This window comes from Methanogenium organophilum (genome assembly GCF_026684035.1).
In the GTDB taxonomy this organism is placed as follows: Archaea; Halobacteriota; Methanomicrobia; order Methanomicrobiales; family Methanomicrobiaceae; genus Methanogenium; species Methanogenium organophilum.
Genome location: NZ_CP113361.1, coordinates 2,064,022 through 2,083,361, shown reverse-complemented (window position 1 = coordinate 2,083,361; position 19,340 = coordinate 2,064,022). Strand labels below are relative to the sequence as shown.

The window sequence follows — 19,340 nt, the reverse complement described above, 5'->3', positions numbered from 1 at the left end:
AATATGAGAGGACCAGACGTTCCTGTTCTCCTCCTGGATATCGGGAGGGGGACGCAGGATATTTTACTCTATACACCCGACCAGCCGATTGAAAATTCGGTGAAAATGGTTCTGCCGTCACCAAATGTAATCACCGGGATGGCAATTGAGAAGGCAGCAGAGAAGGGGCAGCCAGTCCATCTTGCAGGACCGGTGATGGGAGGGGGAAAAAATACCCAGGTAATCAAGCACTGGTTGCCAAAAGGGCTGAAACTCTCCGCATCCCCGACAGCCGCGCTCACCATCCGTGACAACCTGGAATATGTACAGAGCCTCGGGGTGGCTATCACCGATACTCCCCCTGAGGATGCGGTAATCATCCGGACCGGAGATTATATGGAAACTGAGCTCCGGGAGACGTTTTCACGGTTTGGTATTCCCTATCCAAATCATCTGGCTGTTGCAGTACAGGATCATGGTTACAGCCCGAATATGAGTAACCGTAAATTCAGATTCCTCCATCTGAAAGAAATGCTTGAAAGGGGAGACTGGAATATCCGCTCACTCATACAGGATCCCCCGCACACATCTATGACACGGATGCAGGCAATTCGTGATATCAGGCCGCATGCGCTCGTGATGGACACTGGCGCTGCCGCGATCTTCGGGGCTCTTCAGGATCCGATAGTGAATGAGGCAAAGGACCGTGGCGTCACCATTGTAAACGCCGGAAATGGGCACACCCTGGCAGTAACAATAGAAGGAGATGAGATCTGCGGTATCTTTGAACATCACTCGCGGGTGCTCATGAATGACGGAACATGCAGGCAGTATCTCACAAAACTGCATAACGGTACTCTGACAAATGAAGAGGTGTATAACGACCATGGGCACGGTGCTGCGGTAAACCGTACATGCAGCCCGTCACTCATCGCCGTTACCGGTCCGAACCGCAGAAAGATTCTCCCGGATGCGTATCAGGCATCGCCGTATGGTGACATGATGCTCACCGGCTGTTTCGGACTACTCTCTACCTGGATGAAAAAACGGGTATAAATTTTCGAATATCTTTTTTTAGGGGTAAGATGTTTGGCTGAGTTGTACTGATGCCTCACAATCAGGGGGCTTCGCCCCCGACAGCCCCCACATGTCGATACACCCTGTACGTAAGGGGACAGAAGGTTGGATTTCTGGTTTTTTCATTATGTGAATTAAAACATTTCTTCTGGCAGAAAAATCATGGTGCAACCCGTACAATGCGTATCCCATGAACTGCCTCCCCCCAGAGGGGGGAGGAGGAGCACGGCCGTGGCCGTGCGGGAGTAGGGGGTTCTCTTTTCGGATTTTGGATGAGTTGGACGGAGGCATAACAGTCAGGGGGCTTCGCCCCCGACAGCCCCCTCAAGCGATGCGCCTTGTACGAAAGGGGACAGAATATTGGATTTCTGGTTTCTTCATTGTGTGAATTGAAAACATTTCTTCTGGCAGAAAAATTGTGGTGCAACCCGTACAGTGCATATGCCATGAACTACCTCCCCCCTAAGGAGCGAGGGGAATTCCTGGCCCGGTCCTATGGCTATAACGTTGTCCCAGATAACTTACAGTCAGGGGATCCCCCGCATGGAAATACAGTCAAGATGAGTGTAGATGAATATCAATGACTATCGACACGTCTCGATGATTATGTCAGTTCAATAAATATCAGGGAAAAAAAGACAGGAATTATTCAGCGTCATCCTGAACAAGCTGAACATTCGCAACGTCGTGCTGACGTTCTGCAAGACATTTTGCCTTAAAAATATTCTTTCCTGCTTTGCCGATAGCAATGCCGCGATCTTCCTCAACCACATCGATAAATGCGACGAGGTCACCTTCCTCATTTTCTTCAAACTGGACAGAGGTAACGCGTGCGGGAAGGAAACAATTCCGTAAGAACTGTTCTGCGTCATCGGAGAATTCAACGACCTCAATACGCTTACCGAGGTCATCAGAGGCCTTCTTGATACTTGAGCCCTGTTTTCCGATTGCGCGACCCATCTCACCCGGGTTTATAACGAAGATCAGACGTTCGTTTCTCTCATCGATGATGCAGTCTCTGCTTCCCGCACCGGTCAGCTGCTCAAACTGAGCCATCAGCTGAAGGCTCTGTTCATTCAGTACAATTTCTCCCATATTATGCCCTCTTGAGTGAAAGAATATCAGACTCACCTGCATCAACAACTGCGAGCGCACTTACCATATGAGGCCGGCCACATGTCTTTCCGAGAAGGACACTGGATCCGTCATACGTATAGACAAAGACATCTGATGTTTCGGAAATTGATGCGACAAATTCTTCCGGGCAGTTCTCAGCAACAACAACGAGCTGGGCTGTCTTGTTTTCAATGCATTCTTTTGTTGATTTTTGGCCGCTTTTTACTGTTCCTGTTTTTATTGCGCGGCGCAATGAGCTTTCGAAATCCATAATTTTGCTCCTAGTTAAATGGTTTTGCAATTAATTTTACATCTCCGGTTCCCAGCTGAATTGGCTGGCCGACGATGACATTTTCTGTGACACCCTGAAGAATATCTTCTTCATTTGCAACGGCTGCATCAAGCAGGTGATTAACGGTAACCTCAAATGCTGCACGGGAAAGAACACTTTCTTTCTCTCCTGCAATACCATGACGTCCGATCTGTTTGACTTCCCCGTCCATGCACATCATATCAGCGACAAGCATGATATGACGAACATCAACATCGATACCCTGTTCACGCAGTGTGCTCAGTGCCTCATCGATGATTGCGTTTCTGCCAGCTTCGATTCCCAGAACCTCCGAGATCTCTGCAATGTTATTTGTCCGTGTACGGTTTTTATCAACACCGTCTACGTTGAATACATCCTTAAGATTTGAGCCTTCTGTATATAGAATATACTCTCCTCCTTCCTTTCTGACAACAACACGTTCTATATCGTCGATACCCTGGACAATGACATCGCGCACATGGTTTGCCAGCTGGAACAGATTCTGGTAACTCTCACGATCCTTTGGATAGAATATGAGAAGTTCATTATCAAGATCGGATTCAGATTCAAAATCACGATAATGATGCCGATGCCTAATCTTATCCGGCGCCCGCTCAATAATCTCTTCTACCGTGATTTTTCGTTTGTCACAGACTTCACGGTTAATTTTTACCGTCACCATCATCTGAACAAGGTCGGTTGAAACATCCCCAAATTCATTGAGGCGCGTAGCCTCAATCTGCCAGCTCACATCACGGGCACGGTCACGGTTACTCGCGCATTCCCCTTCCAGATAGATAGTCATAGTAGGGGTTGACGGGCTCTTTCGTGCATCCATGATCTCAATGAGACGCGGCAGACCGAGGGTAACGTTAATTTCAGCCACACCAGCATAGTGGAAAGTTCGCATGGTCATCTGAGTGCCCGGTTCACCGATGGACTGTGCCGCGATAATTCCTACCGCTTCACAGGGCTCGATACGGGTCTTCTCATACTCATAATAAACCTGGCGCATAATCTCTTCAAACTGCTCTGAGGAGATAGCATGACCTTCCATTAATCTTTTCAGGTCATTTTTCGTCTTCTCCGGGATATCAGCTGCATTGATCTCCTCAATCATTCTGGAATCCATCAGACTTCCTCCTTCAGCACATTTTCAAGAATTCCCTGCACATCGACCGGGTCTCCAAAACAGCTCTTTGCCGGATCAGTATTATCTTCACCATACTTGAACTGAATAATTCTGCCGCCGGTTGTCCGGACGGTCTGATCATATGCCACCTTCAGATCCTGAAGTGCATTGATCATTCTGCGTTGCAGGTATCCACTCTGTGACGTACGAACCGCAGTATCGACAAGACCTTCACGTCCACCAATGGCATGGAAGAAGAATTCTGTCGGTGTCAGTCCGCTCTTGTAGCTGTTGCGAACGAACCCATGAGCAGGAGCCCCACGATCTCCCCGTTTGAAATGAGGGAGAGTCCGGTCTTCGTAACCTCGTGTAATACGCTCACCACGTACTGCCTGCTGACCGATACAACCAGCCATCTGGGTAAGGTTCAGCATTGAACCACGGGCACCACTGACAGCCATTACCACAGCACTGTTGGAGAGACCAAGGTGACGTCCTGCGATTTCACCAGTCTTATCACGGGCTTTTCCAAGAACCTGCATAATCTGCATCTCAAGAGTCTCTTCAAGGGTACGACCGGGCATCGGTTCAAGCTGTCCTTCTTCATATATCTGAATCCGGCGTGCAACATCACGCATTGCCTCATCAAGTCCCTCATCAATCTGCTTATACTCGGTCTTTGTCAGATCTTCATCATCAATTCCGAATGAAAACCCGTCAAACATAATCGCACGAATGGAGAGCCGGGTCACATCATCAATAAACTGTGCACCACGACGCTGACCGTGCTGCCGGATGATCCGCTGAAGGATATTTCCCTTAAATGCACCAATGGACTTCTTGTCTATCGTTCCTGTCAGAAGTTCACCATTGATGACCTGAACATATGAGTCCTGCTCACACTCGCCCTTCTTACATTCTGCACAGTCTTTACAGGAACTGGCACGGTAGACAAGATTCAGGTCATCGGGCAGAATCATGGAGAATACCTGCTTATTGGACCAGAATTCAATCCCGTCTTCCACTTTGCCAGGTACCGGAAGGTGCTCGGGAGGATTGAACTTCACGAGTGAGATAACTTCCTCCTTCGTGAACCACCGAAGGGTGTGCGTCAAAAGGAAAATCCCTGAGATGTGATCGTGGATACCACCAATAATTGGTCCACCGAAACGTGGTGAGAGAATGTTCTCATAGACAGACGCAAGCATATGGGCTTCTGCCCGTGCCTCTTCTGTCTGTGGAATATGAAGGTTCATCTCATCACCATCAAAATCAGCATTGTATGGTGGACATACAGCAGGGTTCAGACGGAATGTTCTTCCGTTCATCAGAATTACCCGGTGCGCCATAATGGACATTCTGTGCAGTGACGGCTGACGGTTAAAGAGAACAATATCATTGTTTCTAATCTGACGGTCAACAGTCCACCCCGGTTCCAGCTGGTCTGCAACGGTCTCACAGGTTAGTTCATTCAGGCGGACACGCCTGTTATCAGGTCGAATCGCATAATTCGCACCGCATGGTTCAGTCAGTGAATTCCGGACCGGGCCTTTCAGCACCATTGCCCGGACTTCTTCAATATTGAACGGAGTCACACGAATCGGGACACTCATCTCATTTGCAACAGCAAGAGGGATTCCCACCTGACCAATACTCATATTGGGGTCCGGTGAGATCACGGTACGTGCCGAAAAATTGACACGCTTTCCGGACAGTGATCCCCTGAAACGGCCATCCTTACCTTTAAGGCGCTGAGATATTGTCTTGAGAGGTCTCCCGGAACGATGCCGTGCAGGCGGACACCCTGCCACTTCATTGTCCATATAGGTAGTCACGTGGTATTGTAACAGTTCCCAGAGATCCTCAATGATCAGCTGCGGCGCCCCTGCATCCTGGTTTTCCTTAAACCGCTGATTAATTCGTATGATATCAACAAGCTTGTGTGTCAGATCATCCTCAGACCGCTGTCCGTTTTCAAGAATAATCGATGGCCTCATTGTAACAGGAGGCACAGGCAGCACCGTGAGAAGTGTCCATTCCGGACGGGCAACCTCGGGGTTTATCCCAAGGAGACGGAGATCCTCATCAGGGATCTTCTCCAGACGGCCACGAATATCAGCAGGCGTCAGTTTGTGATCAATTTTGCGGCCGTTTTCATCGGTCCAGACCTCAGAAAACGTTGTTGGCTTCTCAAAGTTAATCTTGTTCTGCTGAGCGCCGCAATGGGGACAAATCCGCTCTTTTTTGATATCCTTCTCAGAAATAACATCCGCATTACGTTCTTCTACAGGACCCAGGATCTTGTATATTTCGTCCTGACTCAGAAGAAGTCTGCTGCATTCCCTGCATGAAACACGGAGTAATTTCCGGATAAGACGAGTATATCCGACATGAATAACGGGTTTGGCAAGCTCAATATGGCCAAAATGCCCCGGACATTCTGATGCCTTGTTCCCACATGTTTTACACCGTAAACCCGGGTCAATAACACCAAGGTGCAGGTCCATCAGACCCTGGGGATAGGGAAAACCATCATCATCATAGGTATCAGCCCAGATGATCTTCCGTACACTCATTTTACGGATTTCTTTAGGTGAGAGAAGACCAAATTCAATCTTCCCCACTCGTTTTGGACTTGGCATATTTCGATCCCCCTATACCTGGTCCTCCAGGTGCATTCTGGGTGCAATACCCATACTCTTCATCTCATCAAGGAGAAGTTTGAATGCATAACTCATCTCAACCGGATAGATGTCGGTCTCATTCCCGCATGCAAGACAGCGGGTAACATTCCGGTTACGATCGAGGAACGCAATCATTCCGCACTTGGCGCAGACATACTGTTCAACCTTGTCAGATTCGTCCAGAAGCCTCTCTTTCAGCGCCATTGCCGCACCATGTCCGATCATGACATCACGCTCCATCTCACCAAATCTGAGACCTCCCTCACGGGCACGTCCTTCTGTTGGCTGACGGGTTAACACCTGCACAGGCCCACGGGAACGGGCGTGCATCTTCGAAGATACCATGTGGTAGAGCTTCTGGTAGTAGATAACACCAACATAAATATCAGCGTGGAACTGTCTTCCGGTGATACCATCGCGCATTACTTCCCGGCCATTATGAGAAAACCCGAGTTTGGCAAGTGATTCCCTGAGAACCGTTTCCGGCTCTCCGGAGAACGCGGTGGCATTGATGCGCCGTCCTTCCATCGAACCAACCTTTCCTCCAAGCATCTCCAGCATATGTCCGATGGTCATACGTGACGGAATTGCATGTGGATTGATAACCAGATCGGGTGCGATTCCTGCTTCCGTAAAGGGCATATTTTCCTGGGGGACAATCAGACCCACAACACCCTTCTGTCCGTGACGGGATGCAAATTTGTCACCAACTTCAGGAACACGGAGGTCACGTGTGCGCACTTTGACCAGACGGGAACTGTTTTCTCCTTCGGTAAGGATGACCGTATCAACAATACCCCGTTCATTGCTTCGCATGGTGACTGAGGTGTCCCTGCGCTTCTCAACGGTAATAAGCTCACCAGATGGTTCTTCAAGGAACCGGGGCGGAGAGGTTTTGCCGATAAGAATATCCTTTTCATGAACAACGGTTTCCGGGTTGATGATACCATCGGTGTCCAGATTCTGATAATATTCGGCACCATGTGCTCCCGACACTTCCTCATCCGGGACCTCGATTTTATCGACCTGTCCACCAGGGTATCGACGTTCTTCGCCATCATATGTTCGTAAAAAGTGTGAACGTCCAACACCGCGGTTAAGTGACCCCTGATTAAAAATGAGAGAATCCTCAATATTGAATCCTTCATATGAAAGAATAGCAACAACAAGATTCTGCCCGGCCGGCCGGTCATCAGAGCCGATGATCTTCGATGTCTGGGTATGAACAAGCGGCTTCTGCGCATAATGAAGAAAATGGCCACGGGTATCCGGACGAAGTTTCATATTCGAACAGCCAAACCCGAGTGCCTGTTTGATCATACCAGCACCCATCGTAACACGAGGGGATGCATTATGCTCAGGGAACGGAACATGTGCTGCTCCGATACCAAGGATCAGTGCCGGGTCAATCTCAAGATGGGTGTGTTCAGGCGTTACTTCTGATTCACTCATGGCAATGAAAAGGTCCTCTTCTTCCTCTGCATCGATAAACTCCACAATACCACGTGAGATCAGGTCCATGAAATCAATTTCACCGGATTTCAGCCACTCTATATCCTCGTCCGTAACAAGAGGCTTTCCTTCCTCAACCACAATCAAAGGACGGCGGGCACGGCCCCGGTCAGTATGAATGATAATATCCCCATTGTATTCCTTAAAGGAGATATTAACCTCGGCTGACAGCTCACCGCGGCGCCTCATTTTTCTGACCCGTGTCACAAGCTCTTTGGGCGAGTCAGAAAGACCAATCAACGCACCATCAACAAAAACACGGGACTTTTTCTGACTATTGCTCATAATACCTCCCGTTTAAGCTCTTCAACACCCAGATTGTAGAGCATCCGGTTGACAACCTGTTCATCAGGCACACCTTTTGATATTTCTACCATCTGGGCGAAGTTCTTTACCAGACCACAATTTGGACCCTCCGGAGTCTCTGAAGGACAAATCCGCCCCCACTGAGTTGGATGAAGATCACGGGCTTCGAAATGCGGCTGTGAACGAGACAACGGAGAGATTACACGACGCAGGTGAGATACTACAGCCATATGATCAATCCTGTCAAGAAGCTGCGACACACCGGTACGTCCACCAACCCAGTTTCCTGTCGCAAGAGGATGGAGCAGCCGCTCGGTCAGTACATCCGCACGGACTGCAGTCCCGATAGAGAGATCACGGTGACGCATGCTTGCACGCTCAAGCTGATACTTAACATCACGGGTCAGCCGGTTTAAGGATATCCGGAAGAGATCTTCCATAAGATCTCCGGCAAGTTTGAGCCGCTTGTTTGAGTAATGATCCTTATCGTCAATCCGCCGATTCTCGAGGACAAGATCAAAACATGCCTCTGCCATTCTGCCAAGGAAATACGCCTTTGCAAGCCTGACACTCTCGGTTGCCTGTTGATATCCGGGATCCTCTTCTTTGAGTCCTTCAGGCATCAGATAATTCAGATGAGGAAGGAGATAGTTATCAAGAACAAATTCCGCACGTTTCCGCTGGTAATCTCTCGTCTGATTCGGAGCAAGTTTCTTGCCGACATACATAATCCCCTCTTCCGTGTCATCACACTCACTCTCTTCGAGGTTCTGCATCATGAAGGTAAGAATCTGTTCATCATCAGATACTGCATGCACAATATCGAGATCGTTACCCAGCCCAAGTCCACGCATCAGATCAACATATCTGAGATGACCGGCGACAGACGGGAAGGATACTTCGAGCAGGTTCTTCCGGTTCCGTTCAACGATGACAAGCGCACGATATCCACGGAACTGAGAGAATACTTTCGCAACGTAAATTCTCTCATTATACCGCTCCGTATATTCTGTCATGATCTTGTTGGAGGCAAGATCCTCGAGAGTCATCAACACACGTTCCGATCCATTAACGATGAAATAACCACCAGGGTCATGAGAATCTTCTCCAAAGGATATCCGCTCTTCATCAGACATTCCGCACAGATTGCAGCTTTGAGAGCCGATCATAACAGGCAGCTGACCAATTGTTGTTACAATGGCCTCCTGACGCTCATCACCCTGTACAAGCACCATATCGAGTTGAATAGGTGCTGCATAAGTCAAATTTCTAAGCCGTGCTTCACTGGGAAAAAGACTGGACTGAGACCCGTCCGCTTCCCGTACAACTGGTTTTAATACTTCTATTTTACCGAGTTCAACCCACACGGGATCATTATCTTTACCACGCTGACCGATATCGGTCTCAATAATCCGCTGCTCATCCACAACTTTCTGAAGATTAAAATCCAGAAAATTGTTATAGGAATCCAGCTGATGGCGTGCGACATGTTCCCGCGAAAAATAGGCTGAAGATAATACATTTGTGTCAAGCAGAGAGATCACCCTCAATAAGATTTATTTTTTCGGCCTCTTGACAACCATCCGGAAAGATTCCGCAAGGCCTGCCGTCTGGCTGTTACGTACAATTCGAATAACATCATTGACATTTCCGCCAACCGTCTTTACAGCTGGATCATCATGATAGATTTTGGGTAACTGGTCGTAGGAGATATCATACTTCTGCAGAAGATTCTCTACTTCCTCCCGGGTCATTATGTAATGTTCTGGGACCATCACATGTTCAGTTACAGAAAAAACTTTGGTGTCCATCTAGCGCCCCTAATCAGTACCTGATATTTTTTTCAGATGCATCACCGCAAAAAATCACACTTTGCGCCACATGCCATTGTGGCAACGGGCCTAGAGGGATTTGAACCCCCGACCACCTGGTTAAAAGCCAGGCGCTCTTCCTAGCTAAGCTATGGGCCCTAAACACTGATCGAATCAGCATAACAAGTTGGACGAACACACATATAATACTATCCCACACATAAAAAGGAGATCTGAGATAATCACCCATACAACACCAATTCCCGCGCAGAAAGCATCACCACCAATACAAAGACAAATAAAGAATCAGCCATAGTGTAGAAACAATGAAAAAAGAATACGAACACATCGAAGAAAAGATCATTGGGATACTGGGGTCCGGCACATACCTGATCTATGTGTTTGTTGCAGTTATTCTGCTGATACTTGCCATCCTGTCACTTTTTGATGCTATTACCGGATTTCAGATGATTATAGCCGGAGCAAAAGAACCAGGCATGATGGAAGCATTGCATGCAGTGCTCCTCACCATTGTAATAATTGAAATCATGGAGACGGTGACCGGCTACCTGCGCACACACACCATTCAGATCCGACCCATACTGGTTGCAGGAATTACCGCTATGGTCAGAAGACTACTCTTTTTTGATACCGAACCATTGACAGCACTCCTCCTTGGAGAAGTCGTCCTCGCTATCGTTGCCATACTGGTTCTGACAATAGCAATAATTTACCTGGGAAAAGAAGAGAAATAGTTGATTTCATCACTTTTTTAGATTGAAATATTCTTTGGAGATCTGTTCAAGCCGCTCTTCCTGGTATTTTATGCTCATCTCCATACTCTCTATTGCCTGCTGGATATTCTCACCGACCTTGACATTGGAATCGTTGAGATTATAGGTAGATTCCAAAATCTTCAGAAGACGACGAGACACATCTGCACTTTTACTCAGTCGCTCATACTCTTCAATAATATTTGAATCGGTGCCTTTGCTCTTTGCCTCTTCAATATCCAGATTGATCTTTTCCTGCCGTTTCAGCACATATTCAATGGCATCATACAGCTGACGGTGCGTCGTCGGCTTCATAATATAATCTTCAATATACGCACCATATTCCTGCGCTTCATCAGGAGTCAGCTGCTTTGCTGTGAGCATCATCACCGGGACATCAGCAGTCGAAGAATTCATCTTAATATTTTCAAGCGTCTCCCACCCGTCCATCGGCTCCATCATGATGTCCAGAAGGATAAGATCAGGCCTGACGTCTTCCAGGACTTCCAGACATTCATTGCCACTATAGGCTGCAATAGGCCGATATCCGCCACGTTCAAGCATTGCAACAAATACGTCAACGATCATCGGGCTGTCATCAACGATTAGAATCGTATACATCTCTATTTCTCCCCAATTTTATTCGTAATAACCGCCAGGTCCCTTTTTAAGGATTGTATATCGGCCGATTTATTAATAATTACCGCTATTAACGCAGCCTTCCCAGCTCCCAAAATTATAATTCCGCCATCATCCAGCTCAACAAAAACTGAAGCGGGGCGAGAAAAATGCATCAGGCCTGCTGCTGCTTCAGCAGAACCAAGAATCGTCGCACTCATTGCTGCAAAAGACAGAGCAGATACTCCCTGATCAATCTTTTCACCCATAAGCGCACCCGTACGGGAAACAATCATACATCCCGAAACCCCGTCAAGAGCCACACATTCTTCCAGATATGTTGCAATCTGCTTTTTGATTGAAATCCTGTCACTCACAGCAATGCCTCACATAAATCCTGAGGATAAATTCAAATTAGATTCCATATCACATATATGTATTCTATTTATTGGTGCACAATGAATATTGAACCATTAACCACAAAGAGAAATCATTACCGTCCATGAAAGGGACAACAGGTTTATTACCATATAATTTTAACTTTTAAATAATATGCAATTGCCTCGGGGGACGCTGCATTCAATAAAAAAAGATATTGTGCCATCTCAACTCTTTAAAGAATTTTCTGAAAAAAAATTCACCGGGCATTGCAACCTGTACATAAATTCTGATATTGCTTCCACCGTTTTTAGGGAAGGGAGATGCATACTGGCAAAAACAGGAAAATTCTGCGGATTCGATGCATATAAAAGGATTGAAATGGACCCGTCAACGGTTTCAGCCGAGCTATATACCTTCACTGAAACGCAACTCAGCCTGAGCAACGAGTTTAATCCCGGCTGTACTGTTGTTTTTCCAAAAAAAGAACCATTGCAAAAAATCAAAACGGAAAACAGCCCAATAAATGAATCAAAAATTATGGCCGAGGTGAAAAGACAACAGATCTCAGAAGAATCAATTCGACCAGATTCAACAGACAGTATAAACACCATTTTTGAATTCAGACCTGCAGTAAATCCAAAAATCCGGAAACCGAAACGTGAATTTCAGCTCCCCCGGGGAAAATTCATTACCAGCCAAACATCCATCACCCTTCTTGATGCGGTCCGCACTGCTGAAGAAAATAATTTTTCAGGATATATGATCATCGAAATGGGGATTCGTAAGGCATCAATCATTTACCGCAATGGCCTGTGTATTATGATTGATTATCCCCCAAAATACGGGGAAGAAGCCATACAGGAAATTCAAAAGAATTTTGAAAAAAACGTGAATGCTGAAACGTATGATCTGTCCCAGCACCAGATGGATCTTGCCCTGGAATTCAATGAAGGATACTGGGCCAATAACTGGACCAAAGGAACAGGAGTTTCAATCACATCCATATCACGGGAAATCATTGAAGTCAAAGATATATTCAGCGAGGAGAAAAGCGCAGAAGAAAGCAAAATACCAGAATCCAAACAGACAATTCCTGAAGAGAAGCCACCGGAACTGCCGCCGGTACTTTCCGAAGAACCAACACCAGAAAGCCAGATCTCAGAGAAGGATGAAGATGATGAAGAACTTGACGACTTCGCACAGGAAGTAAACAGACTTGAAAATATGGACATGGAACTTATGGAATCCAGGGTACGAGAGAATTTCAGGGATGTCATTAGAGAGCTTGATCTTGATTACCTGATTAGTGATGCTAAAAATGAAAAAAAACGGGCAGGAAATATAAATGAATGATGATATGTATTTGATAATTCTGAGCGCGATTATTGTTATCCTGTTTATGGCCCTGATTATTCTGACCTATAAGATCTTCGATCTTCAGAATAAGATATCAGACACCAAAAAGACCGATATTCAGGAAAAAAAGCAGACACAGTCAACAAAAAAATTACCCCCAGAACAAAAAAGTCCCGAACCTAAGCGCACCATAATGCCCGACATCAACCTCACAGAGGGGGCATCTGACATAAATGAAAGTATGAAAAGATATGCACGGAAATACACTCTTGACTCGGCAACACTTGCATCAAAGGATGGATTTTCTCTCGCCTCATCACACGCCGACAGTGAAAGAGAAGCGGCAAATCTTACCGCAAGATATCAGGAAAATGGGATGACAGAAATTGGAGATACTCACATTATACCCCTCAATTACCGGGGTGAGGAATTATTGATATTATTCAGAACCACCAATAAAATAAATCCTGAACAGGCAGATATGATGAGACGCGATGGTGGCGTCATCCTCTCAAAATGGCTATGAGTATTTATAGCTTGTTCAGATATCTCACGATTTTTTTATAAACATTATGTATAACTTCATCAAAAAAGACATTTCACCCATCACTTTTGATTTGCAATAACCCATACATATTAAATATTACAAAACCACAGAACTACTGTGTATAATCCACGAATTTGAGAGGTATTCATGGTTAAAGTTTACACTATTGCGTCGGGAAAAGGGGGAACGGGTAAGACCACAACATCGGCCAATCTGAGCACATGCCTTGCTGAACTGGGAAAAGAAACCTACGTGATGGATGCTGATATGGGGATGGCAAACCTCGGCATCATTATGGGAATGGAAGATGTCCCGATAACACTTCACGAAGTTCTTGCCGGTAACGCAAAGGTATCTGAAGCAGTCTATGAAGGCCCCTGTGGTGTCAAAGTTGTTCCGAGCGGTATATCACTGAAAGGATTCCAGAATGCTGATCCTGACCGATTACGGGATGTTATGCGTGAGTTGATAGGGGAATGCGAGTTTCTCATCATAGACGCACCGGCAGGAATCAGTCGTGACGGAGTTATTCCGCTCGCCATCGCAGATGAAGTTATTCTGATAGTTAATCCGGAATTATCATCGATGGTGGATGCATTGAAGACGAAGATACTTACTGAGCTTGTAGGGGGAAGTGTAAAAGGTGCAATCCTCACACGGGCTACAATGGAAAATACAGAAGTTTCTAAACAAAAAATGGAGGAAGTCTTAGGAGTAAAAGTAATCGGGATAATCCCCGAGGATCCCAATACCAGGCGGTCAGCGGCATATAAATCACCACTGGTGATCAAATATCCAGATTCAGACGCAGCAAAAGCCTACAGAAAAATTGCAGCAAACCTTGCTGGCACACCATATCCAGAAACCCTGGATAGTGAAAAAGCTCGGGAGGGTTTTATTGACAGACTGGCACGTTCAATATTCAAGGGAAAGAAATGATAGGCACAACAGCAGAAGGAGGAATGCTGATATTATTCGGAATAGTAATCGTTTTTCTCCTTTTTGTAGTAAAACTGATGCATACCAGAATTAACCAGCTACTTTCAGAAATGAATTCCCTGAATGGGAAGGTTAACCTGACATCAAATGAGATCGAACAACTGACAAAGAATGTTGAAGAATTTAAAAATATTAAAATCTAATTTTCAAAAAGGAAGTTAGATAAAGAAAGCAAACAAACACTATAAGGCGGGGCCATAGGGTAGCCTGGACCATCCTAGGAGACTGGGGGTCTTCTGACCTGCGTTCGAATCGCAGTGGCCCCATTATTTTTGGAAGTTTATATGAAAATTACGGAAACGTGTTTTGAATGTCTTTTATCCCGCATTGAATACGAATGTAATCTTATCGGTACAGCACCCGAAAAGACAGGAGAAATAACCCGAAAATGTAGGGATCTTCTTATTGAACTCTACAAAATACCTGATGCAGGACCCCAAATCTCAAGCAAGATTCATCGTCTTGCGTATCGTGAAATGGGTTCATCCGATCCATACTACCACCTCAAGGTCAAAGATAATGAAGATGCGCGGAAGGTATGCGAACAGGTACTTACCGATGAGATGAGTTTTTCCGATCTCTGTCTTGCAGCAATTATCGGAAACACACTTGATTACGGCTCAAACGAACATACCGTTACAGACAACCTTACTGCGCACTTCAGAAATGAATTCAAAAAGGGCCTGACCATTGACGACACAGATGAAATACTGAAACTGTCACAAAGAGTGGTCTTCCTCTGTGACAACTGTGGAGAGATCATCTTTGATTCATACCTGATACGACATCTGAAACGTCAGGGGGCCCACATCTCCGTGGTCGTTCGTGGAGGGCCGATCATCAATGATGCAACCCTGGAAGATGCCCATACTGCTGAAATTGATTCTATCTGCGATGAACTGATGACCAACACCAATGGAATAGCTGAACTCGGATACAACCCCGCTCTGGCACCGGAAAATCTACGAAATGCAATCGAAAATGCCACAGTTATCATTGCAAAAGGCATGGCAAATTACGAATCCCTGACTGAAGTTGAAGGGCTGCCACCCGTTGCATACTGCATGACGGTAAAATGCGCACCCATAGCAGATTCTATTGGGGTGCCAAAAGGGTCACGAATTGCAATGCTGAGACATGAATAATTAGATTATTCCCCATTTTCTGAACTATAGTCATAGGGTTTATCAAATACCTCATTCCACGTCGTTTCAAGAACATAGTATTCCATCATCTCAACAACACGCTGATTTTTGGGAGATATTTCATATGCCCGTTCAAGGACTCTCCCTGCCTCTTCCTGGTTTCCCAACTGGATATAGATCCGGGTCATCTCAAGCAGAATATCAATATTGTCAGGATCCATCCTATACCCACGCATAAGAAGGTTGAGGGCCTTCCTGGTATCACGTTCAATACGTCCAAGATGATACCAGAGGGCGGGCTGATTCGGCTTCAATCGAATTGCAGTCTTCAGTGCATTTGAAGCCTCATCCGTCTCCCCCAGATTAAGAAGACAGATGCCAATCCCAAGCCAGACTTCCCCATTATGATCCCTGACAATATTTGCCTGGCGATAGCACGCGAGGGCATCGGTATAATTTCCGAGGCGCATGAGCGCCGTCCCCATATTCAGCCATGCACGAAAATTGTCAGGCTCATTATCGGCGGCCCTCCGGAAGTAATAATAGGCTTCCTCATAGTTACCGAGAGAAAGATACACATCGCCTTTGCCGATTAAAAAATCCGGATTTTCCGGCAACGCATCAAGAGCGGTATTGATAAACTGCATCGCTTCTTCAAACTGATTGATCTTCAGATGAGCAATGCCTTCATTATACCAGCCAAGGGCGTATAGTTTATTCGCCGGAATTCTCGACATATATGGAAATACCCATTCTTTGATAGTATAATTCTATTACACAATCCTTATACATAAGTATCGTTTTTCATGCCAGCCCCGATCATGGTGCAGAATAATCAAAAAATATGGCTGAAACAGGTATTCAAGAGACCTTCATCCAAATATGTATGGAATAACCAGTAAAAGAAGCATCACTGCCACCATAAATGAACTGATAAGAGATACCACAAACGGAACAAGGTCTTTTCGCCCACGCTTTTCCAGAATTCCTGTCACTCCTTCCTGCATAATATACCCGCCGTCAAGTGGAATGAACGGGAGAGCGTTGAATGTCCCCACTGCCAGATTGAACCAGAATGTCCAGAACAATACCTGAACCACACCCCAGAATCCAGAGAATGGCACATCCCACATCTCAGCATATGCAACATCGAAAGCAAGGATTCCCAGATTCAGGCTATCATCATCAATGACAGTATTAATGGGCACATAAAGGAGCAGGAGTGGACCAATGGGGCTTTTGACAAAGGTATTAAATGCCAATTGAGCCGATTCCGGAGAATAATACACAACACCCATAAATCCACTGGTCTTATTGCTGAGATCTTTTGGCCATTCTTCCAGAACAAGGGAATAGTCGGAATACATACCATCCTTTAGCGTTGTAACAGAGAGTGTATCCCCCGGAGCAGTTGTCTGCAGAATGTCAGACACATCATGTACTGATTCCACCGGAACCCCATCAACAGCAGAAATCACCGAATCGGGAGATATTCCCGAGAGGTCCGCAGGATAGCCCACGTAGACACCCTTAACTATTGGTGTGGACAAGGGAGTTGCCATGCCCATTAAACCGACAATGGCCACAAAACAAACCAGTGCTACAACAAGATTGTTAGTAATACCCGCGCCATACATCCGAATTTTTGACGGACGGGGTGCATTTTCAACCTCCTCTTCATCCGGCTCAACAAAGGCACCGATGGGAATGACTGCAAAGAGTATGCCAGTGCTTTTTACCCGGATATCTTCAACCCTGCAAAGAATAGCATGTCCAAATTCGTGGACAAGAAGGGTAATAAAAAACGCGATAATGACAGCATAGGTAATCGGAATGAAATCATTCACTCCGGGAATAGCAAGAATATTCTGCGGTTCATAAATTCCTTCCGGTGCAGGAGGGTTCATCAGGGAGCTGTACACTCCAAGAACAAGGAGGGCAGACATGAGAACCGAGATAACTACCACAAGGATTGCGCCCAATGTCCCATATCCACGCCAGAATCCGGCCTGTCTCCTGAAATAATCAAAGAATCCGACCTTTTCAGTCTTCAGTGCAAGAATTGGTCCATAAAAGGTGATATGATCTTCCCATATGTGAGAATATTTAATATAACCAGCAACAAGGGCATACACAATTACTGCAATAATGCCGATGAATAGCCATTCCATTCATTATATCGTTGGCTTCAGTGATGATAAACGATTGTATGACGGTTTGTCCATTATGTTGATATTTTGTGATATGAATTCATTCAAATTAGTCCATATGCCGGATGGATGAGAGGGGGTTTAGTTTTGAGGCTGAGTTATCCTGATGCTTTACTGTCTGGGGGTTACACACGACAGACCCCTCAGGGATGCGCCCTGTACGGGTGTGTGCATGATACAGACATCCGGTTTCTTCATTATGTGAATTGGGGACATTTGTTCGGGTAGGAAACTAGTAGGGCAACCCATACACCCTCTTTCCCATGAACTGCGGGAGAGGAGGATTTCTGTTTACGACTCAGGCAAAGTTATCAGGATGCCTCACAGTCATTGGTTTCCCTCCCGACAGCCCCCTCAAGAGATGTGCCCTATACGGGAGGGTGCGAGATACAGACATCTGGTTTCTTCATTATGTGCATTGGGGAGATCTGTTCTCGCAGGAAATTGATTGTGCAAACCCTACACATCGTCTATCCCATGAACTGCCTCACCCCGGAGGGGGGAGGAGGAGCACGACCACGGTCGTGCGGGAGAGGGGGGATTTCTGTTTACGACTCAGGCAAAGTTATCAGGATGCCTCACAGTCATTGGTTTCCCTCCCGACAGCCCCCTCAGAGGATGCACCCTGTACGGGAGGGTGCGAGATACAGACATCTGGTTTCTTCATTATGTAATTGACGACATTTGTCCCTCATCAGAAATCAAAGAGAGTGGCCTGTGACAACCGATCCATGATCCTTCGTGTCGTTTCCCATGACGTTCGGGCACAGGACGGAGGTTGCATGAATTCTTTAATATAGTCTTCAAGAAACTGTATCGTCAGAGGATCTGACGGATATCCACTCCCGAAATTTCCAAATTCCTCATGAAGCAGATCGATGCATCTGTCACGCGTCACTTTTGCAACAACTGACGCGGCACTAACCACCGCATACCGGACATCTGCCTTATGTTCGGATATTACAGAATATCCATCACCTGCATACCCCCCTACCGTTCTCCCGTATCGTTCGGCATTAACATCACAGGCATCCACAAATGCCGTACAGGAAGGAAGTTTCCGGATCACCTCCGCATGTGCCTGCGCAACGATCTCATTCATTAAAATTTCTGCGCGGAGACGGTCGATTTCTTCAGCAGAAATAATTCTGCAGGCGAATAGAAAATTTTCCGTAATCTCACGGTAGATAATTTCACGACGGTTTCGTGAAAGGGTTTTTGAATCTGCAACGCCCGTTGATGCGACAATATCCATATCCGGGGCAGAAACGCCTGCAATTACCATCGGACCCAGAACAGATCCCTTTCCGGCTTCATCAACACCACATATCACGTACATACGGTTCAATCCACAACCTATATCAATAGGTGTGTTCGATAC

The 19,340-nt window shown here is 46.1% G+C and carries 19 protein-coding genes and 2 tRNA genes; 8 read left to right on the top strand and 13 right to left on the bottom strand.

Annotation, left to right across the window (positions count from 1 at the left end):
* Window positions 1-3: 3 nt before the first annotated feature.
* Window positions 4-1,035: a DUF1786 domain-containing protein gene (locus tag OU421_RS10290; RefSeq protein ID WP_268186005.1), complete on the top strand. Its 1,032-nt coding sequence runs from the start codon at window positions 4-6 to the stop codon at window positions 1,033-1,035.
* A gap of 666 nt (window positions 1,036-1,701) precedes the next feature.
* Here OU421_RS10290 and OU421_RS10285 read toward each other — a convergent pair.
* The 8 genes from OU421_RS10285 to OU421_RS10250 all read right to left on the bottom strand — a co-directional run bounded on the left by OU421_RS10285 (window position 1,702) and on the right by OU421_RS10250 (window position 10,089).
* Window positions 1,702-2,151 (bottom strand): NusA-like transcription termination signal-binding factor, encoded by a 450-nt coding sequence (locus tag OU421_RS10285; RefSeq protein WP_268186004.1) that lies wholly within the window; start codon window positions 2,149-2,151, stop codon window positions 1,702-1,704.
* Between the two features lies 1 nt (window position 2,152).
* Complete coding sequence (locus OU421_RS10280; RefSeq protein WP_268186003.1) at window positions 2,153-2,443, bottom strand: 50S ribosomal protein L30e; 291 nt, start codon at window positions 2,441-2,443, stop codon at window positions 2,153-2,155.
* A 10-nt stretch (window positions 2,444-2,453) separates the two neighbouring features.
* A complete protein-coding gene (gene rpoA2, locus OU421_RS10275) occupies window positions 2,454-3,605 on the bottom strand; it encodes a DNA-directed RNA polymerase subunit A'' (RefSeq protein WP_268187909.1) in 1,152 nt (383 codons plus the stop codon).
* An 11-nt stretch (window positions 3,606-3,616) separates the two neighbouring features.
* On the bottom strand, window positions 3,617-6,259 hold the full coding sequence (locus OU421_RS10270) for a DNA-directed RNA polymerase subunit A' (RefSeq protein WP_268186002.1): 2,643 nt from the start codon (window positions 6,257-6,259) through the stop codon (window positions 3,617-3,619).
* Between the two features lie 12 nt (window positions 6,260-6,271).
* Window positions 6,272-8,098, bottom strand: a complete 1,827-nt coding sequence (gene rpoB, locus OU421_RS10265) for a DNA-directed RNA polymerase subunit B (RefSeq protein ID WP_268186001.1) — start codon at window positions 8,096-8,098, stop codon at window positions 6,272-6,274.
* Window positions 8,095-9,663, bottom strand: a complete 1,569-nt coding sequence (locus tag OU421_RS10260; RefSeq protein ID WP_407659737.1) for a DNA-directed RNA polymerase subunit B'' — start codon at window positions 9,661-9,663, stop codon at window positions 8,095-8,097. Before OU421_RS10260 ends, rpoB begins: the two co-directional genes overlap by 4 nt.
* A gap of 12 nt (window positions 9,664-9,675) precedes the next feature.
* Window positions 9,676-9,930 carry a DNA-directed RNA polymerase subunit H gene (locus OU421_RS10255; protein ID WP_268186000.1) on the bottom strand — a complete coding sequence of 85 codons (255 nt, stop codon included), beginning with the start codon at window positions 9,928-9,930 and terminating at the stop codon, window positions 9,676-9,678.
* An 85-nt stretch (window positions 9,931-10,015) separates the two neighbouring features.
* A tRNA-Lys gene (locus OU421_RS10250) sits at window positions 10,016-10,089 on the bottom strand.
* 167 nt (window positions 10,090-10,256) lie between these two features.
* On the opposite strand from OU421_RS10250, the gene OU421_RS10245 reads away from it, so the two are divergent.
* Window positions 10,257-10,685: a phosphate-starvation-inducible PsiE family protein gene (locus OU421_RS10245; protein ID WP_268185999.1), complete on the top strand. Its 429-nt coding sequence runs from the start codon at window positions 10,257-10,259 to the stop codon at window positions 10,683-10,685.
* Window positions 10,686-10,694: 9 nt separating this feature from the next.
* Here the strand turns inward: OU421_RS10245 and OU421_RS10240 are convergent, their stop codons facing one another.
* Together OU421_RS10240 and OU421_RS10235 are read right to left on the bottom strand one after the other, a co-directional pair.
* The gene (locus OU421_RS10240; protein ID WP_268185998.1) at window positions 10,695-11,324 is read right to left on the bottom strand and encodes a response regulator; all 630 of its coding nucleotides are present in this window, start codon (window positions 11,322-11,324) and stop codon (window positions 10,695-10,697) included.
* Window positions 11,325-11,326: 2 nt separating this feature from the next.
* Window positions 11,327-11,698 (bottom strand): roadblock/LC7 domain-containing protein, encoded by a 372-nt coding sequence (locus OU421_RS10235; protein ID WP_268185997.1) that lies wholly within the window; start codon window positions 11,696-11,698, stop codon window positions 11,327-11,329.
* A 175-nt stretch (window positions 11,699-11,873) separates the two neighbouring features.
* On the opposite strand from OU421_RS10235, the gene OU421_RS10230 reads away from it, so the two are divergent.
* The 6 genes from OU421_RS10230 to OU421_RS10205 all read left to right on the top strand — a co-directional run bounded on the left by OU421_RS10230 (window position 11,874) and on the right by OU421_RS10205 (window position 15,749).
* Window positions 11,874-13,055 (top strand): hypothetical protein, encoded by a 1,182-nt coding sequence (locus tag OU421_RS10230; protein WP_268185996.1) that lies wholly within the window; start codon window positions 11,874-11,876, stop codon window positions 13,053-13,055.
* A 4-nt stretch (window positions 13,056-13,059) separates the two neighbouring features.
* Entirely contained in the window at window positions 13,060-13,584 is a 525-nt protein-coding gene (locus tag OU421_RS10225) for a hypothetical protein (protein ID WP_268185995.1), read from the top strand.
* A gap of 168 nt (window positions 13,585-13,752) precedes the next feature.
* Window positions 13,753-14,544: a cell division ATPase MinD gene (gene minD / locus OU421_RS10220; protein ID WP_268185994.1), complete on the top strand. Its 792-nt coding sequence runs from the start codon at window positions 13,753-13,755 to the stop codon at window positions 14,542-14,544.
* A complete protein-coding gene (locus tag OU421_RS10215) occupies window positions 14,541-14,747 on the top strand; it encodes a hypothetical protein (RefSeq protein WP_268185993.1) in 207 nt (68 codons plus the stop codon). Before minD ends, OU421_RS10215 begins: the two co-directional genes overlap by 4 nt.
* A gap of 48 nt (window positions 14,748-14,795) precedes the next feature.
* A tRNA-Pro gene (locus OU421_RS10210) sits at window positions 14,796-14,870 on the top strand.
* An 18-nt stretch (window positions 14,871-14,888) separates the two neighbouring features.
* Entirely contained in the window at window positions 14,889-15,749 is an 861-nt protein-coding gene (locus tag OU421_RS10205) for a damage-control phosphatase ARMT1 family protein (protein ID WP_268185992.1), read from the top strand.
* A gap of 5 nt (window positions 15,750-15,754) precedes the next feature.
* Here OU421_RS10205 and OU421_RS10200 read toward each other — a convergent pair whose 3' ends face one another.
* The 3 genes from OU421_RS10200 to rnhB all read right to left on the bottom strand — a co-directional run bounded on the left by OU421_RS10200 (window position 15,755) and on the right by rnhB (window position 19,298).
* On the bottom strand, window positions 15,755-16,486 hold the full coding sequence (locus OU421_RS10200; protein ID WP_268185991.1) for a tetratricopeptide repeat protein: 732 nt from the start codon (window positions 16,484-16,486) through the stop codon (window positions 15,755-15,757).
* Between the two features lie 135 nt (window positions 16,487-16,621).
* Window positions 16,622-17,920: a site-2 protease family protein gene (locus OU421_RS10195; RefSeq protein ID WP_268185990.1), complete on the bottom strand. Its 1,299-nt coding sequence runs from the start codon at window positions 17,918-17,920 to the stop codon at window positions 16,622-16,624.
* A 733-nt stretch (window positions 17,921-18,653) separates the two neighbouring features.
* Entirely contained in the window at window positions 18,654-19,298 is a 645-nt protein-coding gene (gene rnhB, locus OU421_RS10190; protein ID WP_326493497.1) for a ribonuclease HII, read from the bottom strand.
* Between the last annotated feature and the right edge of the window lie 42 nt (window positions 19,299-19,340).